General features: G+C 64.3%; 3 protein-coding genes. All 3 read left to right on the plus strand.

Annotated features, from left to right (window positions below; translation table 11 throughout):
• The first annotated feature begins 33 nt into the window (after positions 1 to 33).
• The 3 genes from U7114_RS17860 to U7114_RS17870 are packed head-to-tail and all read left to right on the plus strand — an operon-like array spanning position 34 to position 7,571.
• Entirely contained in the window at positions 34 to 2,076 is a 2,043-nt protein-coding gene (locus U7114_RS17860) for an alpha-1,4-glucan--maltose-1-phosphate maltosyltransferase (RefSeq protein WP_321216216.1), read from the plus strand.
• The gene (gene treS, locus U7114_RS17865) at positions 2,073 to 3,869 is read left to right on the plus strand and encodes a maltose alpha-D-glucosyltransferase (RefSeq protein ID WP_321215376.1); all 1,797 of its coding nucleotides are present in this window, start codon (positions 2,073 to 2,075) and stop codon (positions 3,867 to 3,869) included. Before U7114_RS17860 ends, treS begins: the two co-directional genes overlap by 4 nt.
• Before the next feature lie 3 nt (positions 3,870 to 3,872).
• Entirely contained in the window at positions 3,873 to 7,571 is a 3,699-nt protein-coding gene (locus U7114_RS17870) for a 1,4-alpha-glucan branching enzyme (protein WP_321215377.1), read from the plus strand.
• Positions 7,572 to 7,907: the final 336 nt, after the last annotated feature.

Below are 7,907 nucleotides of genomic sequence, written 5' to 3' on the forward strand. Positions count from 1 at the left end.
ACTAACTCAGGAACCAGCGCCGTATCAATGAAAATGTCGACCGGCTCCATCACTGATGGGCTGCGGTTCGGACGATTCCCGATCACCGCCGTGCAGCCCGTTGTGGAGGATGGAAAATTTCCGGCCAAGGCCTTGCCCGGCGAGGGAATCGTGGTGGGCGCCACCGCTTTCCGCGAAGGGCATGACCAACTCGGCGTCAGTGCCGTGCTCTTCGACCCCGAAGGCAATGAGCGCCAGAGGGTCAGGCTCGCGCCGCCGCGCGGGGAACGCGGCATGGGAACGGACCGCTGGGAAGGCGTGCTCACGCCGTCGGAAGAGGGGAACTGGTCCTTTGCCATCGAGGCCTGGCACGACCGCTACGGCACGTGGCACCACAACGCCGAGGTGAAGGTGGCCGCCGAAATCGACGTGGAGCTGATGCTGGCCGAAGGATCCGCGCTGCTCGGTGAAGCATCCGAAGACGACTCCCGCAGCGACTGGGACAGGGGCGTTCTCCGTGCGGCAGCCGACAGGCTCGCCGACACGTCGCTGAGCACGGAGGAGCGTCTCGGGGCCGGCTTCGGCCACGACGTGGCCGGCGTTGTGGCGCACCAGCCCATCCGCGAACTGGTGACCGTCTCCGAAAAGTTCCCGCTGAACGTTGAACGCGACCGTGCCGGACGGGGCGCCTGGTACGAGTTCTTTCCCCGCTCCGAAGGGGCCGTCAAGGATCACACCACGGGCACCTGGACCTCCGGAAACTTCCGCACCGCCGCCAGGCGGCTTGATGCCGTCGCCGCCATGGGCTTCGATGTTATCTACATGCCGCCCATCCACCCCATCGGCGTGCAGCACCGCAAGGGCCCCAACAACACCTTGATCGCCGGCCCGAACGATCCCGGCTCGCCCTGGGCAATCGGCGCGGCCGAAGGCGGCCACGATGCCATCCATCCGGACCTCGGCACCTTCGAGGACTTCGACGCCTTCGTGGCGCGGGCAAACGAACTGGGCCTGGAAGTTGCCCTGGACCTCGCGCTCCAGGCGGCTCCGGACCATCCCTGGGTACAGTCGCATCCGGAGTGGTTCACCACCCGCGTGGACGGCAGCATTGCCTATGCCGAGAATCCGCCGAAGAAGTACCAGGACATTTATCCGCTCAATTTCGATAATGATCCCGAGGGGCTTTCAAACGAAATTCTGCGGATTGTGCTGCTGTGGGTGAGCCACGGCGTAAAGATTTTCCGCGTGGATAACCCGCACACCAAGCCGGTGTGGTTCTGGGAATGGCTTATTGCGCAGGTAAACAAAGAGGTTTCCGGCGTGGTGTTCCTGGCCGAGGCGTTCACGCGCCCAGCCATGATGCATGCGCTTGGCCGCGCGGGGTTCCAGCAGTCCTACACGTACTTCACCTGGCGGAACACCAAGAAGGAGATCGAGTCTTACTTCACCGAGGTGAGCCACGAGTCAGCGGCCTTCTTCCGCCCCAACTTCTTCGTCAATACCCCGGACATCCTCACTGAATACCTGCAGTTCGGCGGGCCGGCGGCGTTCAGGATCAGGGCCGCCCTGGCAGCGACGGCCAGTCCGTTGTGGGGCGTCTACGCGGGCTACGAGCTGTTTGAGCATGTGGCCAGGCCCGGCGCGGAGGAGTACATCGACAACGAAAAGTTCGAGTACAAGGAACGCGACTGGGACGCCGCGGCGCAATCCGGACGGACCCTCGCCCCGTACATCACCAGGCTCAACGAGATCAGGCATGCCCACCCTGCGCTGCAGGACCTGCAGAACCTGACCGTCCACCACAGCACGGACGACGCCACGGTGGTCTACTCCAAGCACAAGACCCTTCCTGACGGGTCCAAGGACACCCTGATCGTGGTGGTCAACGTAGATCCGCACGGGACCAGGGAATCCACGGTCTCGCTGGACCTGGCGGCCCTTGAACTCGACGCCCGGGACCTGACGCATAACGGCGGCTTCCACGTGGATGACCTCATCTCCGGTGAAAGCTGGGAGTGGGGCGAGTACAACTACGTCCGCCTCGACCCGCACGTGGAGCCCGCGCACATCCTGCGCGTGAGGAGAATGCATCAGTGAATTTCAATCCGCAAAGTTCCGGCCAGCATTTCACTCCCAAGAGCACGTTCGAGCTAAATGCCCCGGGCCTTCAGCATGATCCGCTGTGGTACCGGAAGGCCGTGTTCTACGAAGTACTGGTCAGGGCTTTTGCGGATGCCAACGGTGACGGTTCCGGCGACTTCTCCGGCCTCATTGACAGGCTTGACTACCTGCAGTGGCTGGGCGTGGACTGCCTCTGGCTGCCACCGTTCTTCCAGTCACCGCTGCGCGACGGCGGCTATGACATCTCCGACTACAACTCGGTCCTGGACGAGTTTGGAACAATCAGTGACTTCAAGCGGCTGGTTGCCGAGGCCCACGCCCGGGGTGTCCGGGTCATCATCGACCTGCCCCTGAACCACACGTCGGACCAGCACCCGTGGTTCCAGGAGTCACGCAAGGACCCGGATGGCCCCTACGGGGACTTCTACGTCTGGAGCGACACTGACGAGAAGTACCAGGACGCGCGCATCATCTTCGTTGATACGGAGGAATCCAACTGGACCTTCGATCCCATCCGCCGCCAGTTCTTCTGGCATCGGTTCTTCAGCCACCAGCCCGACCTGAACTTCGAAAACCCGAAGGTCATCGAGGCATTGTTCGATGTGGTCCGGTTCTGGCTGGACCAGGGAATCGACGGTTTCCGGGCCGATGCCATCCCCTACCTGTACGAAGAGGAGGGGACCAACTGCGAGAACCTTCCGGCCACCCACGAGTTCCTCCGCAAGCTCCGCACCATGGTGGACGAAAGCTATCCCGGGCGGGTCATCATCGCCGAGGCCAACCAGCCGCCGAATGAAGTGGTGGAATACTTCGGGACGGAAGAAGAGCCCGAATGCCACATGGCCTTCCACTTCCCGATCATGCCGCGGCTGTACTACGCGCTCCGGGACCAGAAGGCCGCCCCGATCATCGAGACCATGCATGACACCCCCGAAATACCGGACGGGGCACAGTGGGGCACCTTTCTGCGGAACCATGACGAACTGACCCTGGAAATGGTCACCGCGGATGAGCGGGCGGCCATGCTGGGCTGGTACGCGCCGGACCCCCGCATGCGTGCCAATATCGGCATCCGACGCAGGCTCGCACCCCTCCTGGACAACTCCCGCGCTGAGATCGAGTTGATCAACGCCCTGCTGCTTTCGCTGCCCGGAAGCCCGTTCCTGTACTACGGGGACGAGATCGGCATGGGCGACAACATCTGGCTTGAAGACCGCGATGCCGTGCGTACCCCCATGCAGTGGAACCCGGACCGGAATGCCGGCTTCTCCAACGCGGATCCGGGCAAGCTCTACCTGCCGCCCATCCAGTCCCTGGTGTACAACTACAGCATGGCCAATGTGGAGGCTGAGGCGGCCCATTCCGGTTCGCTGCTGCGCTGGACCCGTCAGATCCTCAGCGTACGCAAGAACCACCCCGCCTTCGGCCTCGGCGGGTTCAAGCACGTCGATGCCGACCACGACGCCGTACTGGCCTACCTCCGCGAACTTCCGGACGGCAACTCGGCGGGCGCCGTCGCGGAGACCATCCTGTGCACCTTCAACCTCTCGCAGCATCCGGTCGCGGCCCAGTTGAAGATCCCGCAGTTCGCCGGACGGGGGTTGCGCGATGTCTTCGGCGGCCAGCCGTTCCCCGGCATCAACGAGGACGGAAACCTGACCCTGACCCTTGGCAGCCACGACTTCTTCTGGTTGCGGATCCGGTCCGCTGCATCCAACCCGTCGTCTCCGTACACGCAGGCAATTCCGATCCTCTCGATTGAGAACTGAGATATGAACCAGCCAATCCTCACCCCCGCCCTCACTGCCCTCCTCCAGGAATGGCTGCCACGGCAGCGCTGGTTCCCGGTCAAGACACCCGACTTCGAGATGTCCCAGGCCGGCAGCCTGGGGCTTGAGGATCCCTCGGGCCACGCCGGGCTGGCCGTCTTCCTCCTGAGCGTCACCACGAAGACGCCCGACGGCGGCAGGCGGACGGCCGTTGTCCAGGTTCCCTTGAGTTTCCGGCAGGCGCCGGCTGCCGGAATGGAACGTGCCCTTGTGGGGCAGGCCGCCGGCATGGATCCATCCCGGACCTGGGTCTATGACGCCGTCCACGATCCCGACTTCGTGGGCAGCTTGCTGGAGCTCATCCGGAACAGGGAAAAGGCGCCGAACGGAGCCGCGGCCGGCTTCCGTGTCGAGGGGGAGCGGCGGCTGCCCACCAGCCGCGGCGTTGTGAAGGTGCTGTCAGGTGAGCAATCCAACAGTTCAGTCATTGTGGACGACGGCGAGTCTGCCGCCATCCTGAAGGTGTTCCGGGTGCTGTCCGACGGCACCAATCCGGAAGTTGAAGTGGGTGCTGCCCTGACGGCTGCAGGCACGTTGGAAGTTCCCGCCACCCTTGGCTGGGTGCGCGGCGAATGGCTGGCCCAGGCGGCAAACGGAGCGGCAGCCAACGGCGCGGGCCCGCGGTATGTCCAGGGCGAACTGGCTGTGGCGCACGAGTTCCTGGCGGGCGGCCGGGACGCATGGCTGCTGGCCGTTGACGCCGCCCGGTCCGGCACTGACTTCACGGCAGAAGCCCGCGCGCTCGGTGCGGCGACCGCCACCGTCCACCAGCGGCTGGCCGAAGCGCTGGGCCAGTCAGCGGAGCGCCAGCCGGGCCAGGTCATCGCTCCCGCAGTAGCCCAGCGCGTCCGCCAGGCATGGGCGGAAGCCGGAAGCGCCGTCGGCCCTTACGACGACGCCCTGACCGCACTGCTCGACCAGCTGGACCACGCACCGGCCGGCCCGCTGCAGCGCATCCACGGGGACCTCCACCTGGGCCAGATCCTTCAGGTCCCGGGGCACGCGGGAAGCCCTGCGCGGTGGGCCATCCTCGATTTTGAAGGCGAACCGCTGCGGCCCGTCGCAGAACGCAACGTCCCGGACGTTCCCCTGAGGGACGTCGTCGGAATGCTGCGGTCTTTCGATTACGCGGCCGGAGCAGCCCAGCGCGAACAGGAAGGGGCGCAGGTCCCGGCCAACTGGGTTGACGACTGCGCGGAGGCCTTCCTGGCAGGGTACGCGGCGGTGACGCCCGGGACCGTGGACAGGGAGTCGCCCCTCTTTGTGGCATTGTGGCTGGACAAGGCACTGTACGAAGTAGTTTATGAATTGCGTAACAGGCCCGACTGGTTGGCGATCCCCGTGAACGCCTCCCGGCGGCTCCTGGGCGGTAACGGCGCCGGCGATCACGCCGGCGCAGCATCGGAAGGTAACGAAATGACAGGCTCAGCACGAACTGACCGGCCGGGAGCGCCGCTCCATGTGGACGAGGGCACCCTGGGCAAGATTGCGAACGGTGAACACCACGCACCCCACTCTGTCCTGGGCGCGCACCTTGACGATTACGGCCACGTGACTATCCGTACGGTGAAGCACCTCGCGGAAGCAGTGACCGTGATTACGCCGACGGGCGAAGTGCCGATGGAACATGAAGCCCATGGCGTTTGGGTGGCAGTTCTTGAACCGCTGCAGCACGGGCACGTCCCCGACTACAGGCTGTCGGTCACCTACCCGGGTGCCGAACCGGTCACCATGGACGAGCCCTACCGCTACCTGCCCACCGTGGGCGAAGTGGACCTGCACCTTATCGGTGAGGGCCGGCACGAAAAGCTCTGGGAGGTGCTCGGCGCCCACGTCCAGCACTACAAGTCCGCCATGGGGGACGTAGACGGTGTTTCGTTTGCCGTCTGGGCACCCAACGCGCAGGCGGTCCGCGTCAAGGGTGACTTCAACGCCTGGGACGGCCGCGAGAACTCCCTCCGTTCGCTGGGCTCCTCGGGGGTATGGGAACTCTTTGTGCCGGGCGTTTTGGCAGGGGCGTGCTACAAATTCGAAATCAGGACCAAGGCCGGCCACTGGGTGGAGAAGGCAGACCCCCTGGCTTTCGGTACCGAAGTGCCCCCGCTGACCGCTTCCCGGGTGGTTGAGCCTTCGTACGCCTTCAAGGACGACGAATGGATGGAGGCACGCGCCCAGCGGGATCCCCACAACTCGGCGATGAGCGTCTACGAGGTGCACCTCGGTTCCTGGCGCCTGGGCCTCAGCTACCGGGAGCTCGCCAAGGAACTGGTTGACTACGTCAAGTGGCTCGGATTCACGCATGTGGAGTTCATGCCCGTGGCAGAGCACCCCTTCGGCGGGTCCTGGGGCTACCAGGTCACCTCCTACTTCGCCCCCACCTCCCGTTTTGGCCACCCGGATGAGTTCCGCTACCTGGTGGACACCCTCCACCAGGCGGGGATCGGCGTGCTGCTGGACTGGGTCCCGGCCCACTTCCCCAAGGACGCCTGGGCGCTTGCGCAGTTCGACGGCGAGCCCCTGTACGAGCACGCAGACCCGAACCTGGGCGAGCACCCTGACTGGGGCACCCTGATCTTCGACTTCGGCCGAACCGAAGTCCGGAACTTCCTGGTGGCCAACGCCTTGTACTGGCTGGACGAATTCCACATTGATGGCCTGCGCGTGGACGCCGTGGCTTCCATGCTCTACCTCGACTACTCGCGGCAGGACGGGCAGTGGCAGCCCAACAGGTTCGGCGGCAGGGAAAACCTGGAAGCGATTTCCTTCCTCCAGGAAGTCAACGCCACGGTGTACAAGACGCACCCCGGCGCTGTGATGATCGCCGAAGAGTCCACCGCGTTTCCGGGCGTCACCGCTCCCACCAGCCATGGCGGCCTCGGCTTCGGCCTGAAGTGGAACATGGGATGGATGCACGATTCGCTCAAGTACATTTCCGAGGAGCCGATCAACCGCAAATGGCACCACGGCACCGTCACGTTTTCCATGGTCTACGCCTTTACGGAAAACTTCCTGCTTCCCATCAGCCATGATGAGGTAGTCCACGGCAAGGGCTCCATGCTCCGCAAAATGCCTGGCGACCGCTGGCAGCAGCTCGCAAACCTGCGCGCTTTCCTCGCCTACCAGTGGGCGCACCCCGGCAAGCAGCTGATCTTCATGGGCACCGAGTTTGGCCAGGAAGCGGAATGGTCCGAACAGCATGGGCTCGACTGGTGGCTTGCCGACATCCCCGCACACAACGGCGTGCAACTGCTCACCAAGGACCTCAACGAGCTCTACAGTTCCACGCCGGCGCTGTACACCAGGGACAACGAGCCCGGGGGCTTCCAGTGGATCAACGGGGGAGACGCGGACCGGAACGTCCTGTCCTTCATCCGTTGGGACAAGGAGAACAACCCGCTGGTTTGCGCCATCAACTTCTCCGGATCGCCGCACGTCGGCTACACCCTGGGGGTTCCGGAGGCCGGTGCATGGACCGAAGTGCTGAACACGGACGCCACCACTTACGGCGGATCCGGTGTCCTCAATTCCGGTGCGCTGAAGGCAACGGACCAGGGACAGGACGGCCAGCCGGCAACGCTGAGCGTCACCCTCCCGCCGCTGGGGGCCGCCTACTTCAAGCCGGGAGCTCCGGCGGCCGGCTAGCAGCCGGTCCCCGATGAGCGGGGAAGGCCCGGAATCCGCGTGGTTCCGGGCCTTTTCCTGTCTCCAGTACGGGGCGCGGAAGGCCCTCTGCGGCCCGGTTGGCGATCTGGAAAAAGTGGTGGTAGAGTTTATTTCCGCGCTGCTCCACGGAGTCAGACGGAAAAACCGACACTCAAGCTTTTGGCTGAAGAGAGTCGCGGACGCCGGTTTGACAAGTGAGAAGCCAGCGGGTAAGTTTGAAAAGTTGCTCCGGAGCGATCCACGGTGGTTTTTTGCTGGTGGTGGTGCCGGGTGTGTCTGTTGTTTGAGAACTCAATAGTGTGCCAAGTTTGTTGA

Source organism: Pseudarthrobacter sp. C1, assembly GCF_034720455.1.
Taxonomy (GTDB): Bacteria; Actinomycetota; Actinomycetes; order Actinomycetales; family Micrococcaceae; genus Arthrobacter.

What these genes read in the sequence shown, in the direction of transcription:
- U7114_RS17860 (WP_321216216.1), top strand. Translation starts at nt 34, where the DNA reads ATGTCGACCGGCTCCATCACTGATGGGCTGCGGTTCGGACGATTCCCG.
- U7114_RS17870 (WP_321215377.1), top strand. Translation starts at nt 3,873, where the DNA reads ATGAACCAGCCAATCCTCACCCCCGCCCTCACTGCCCTCCTCCAGGAA.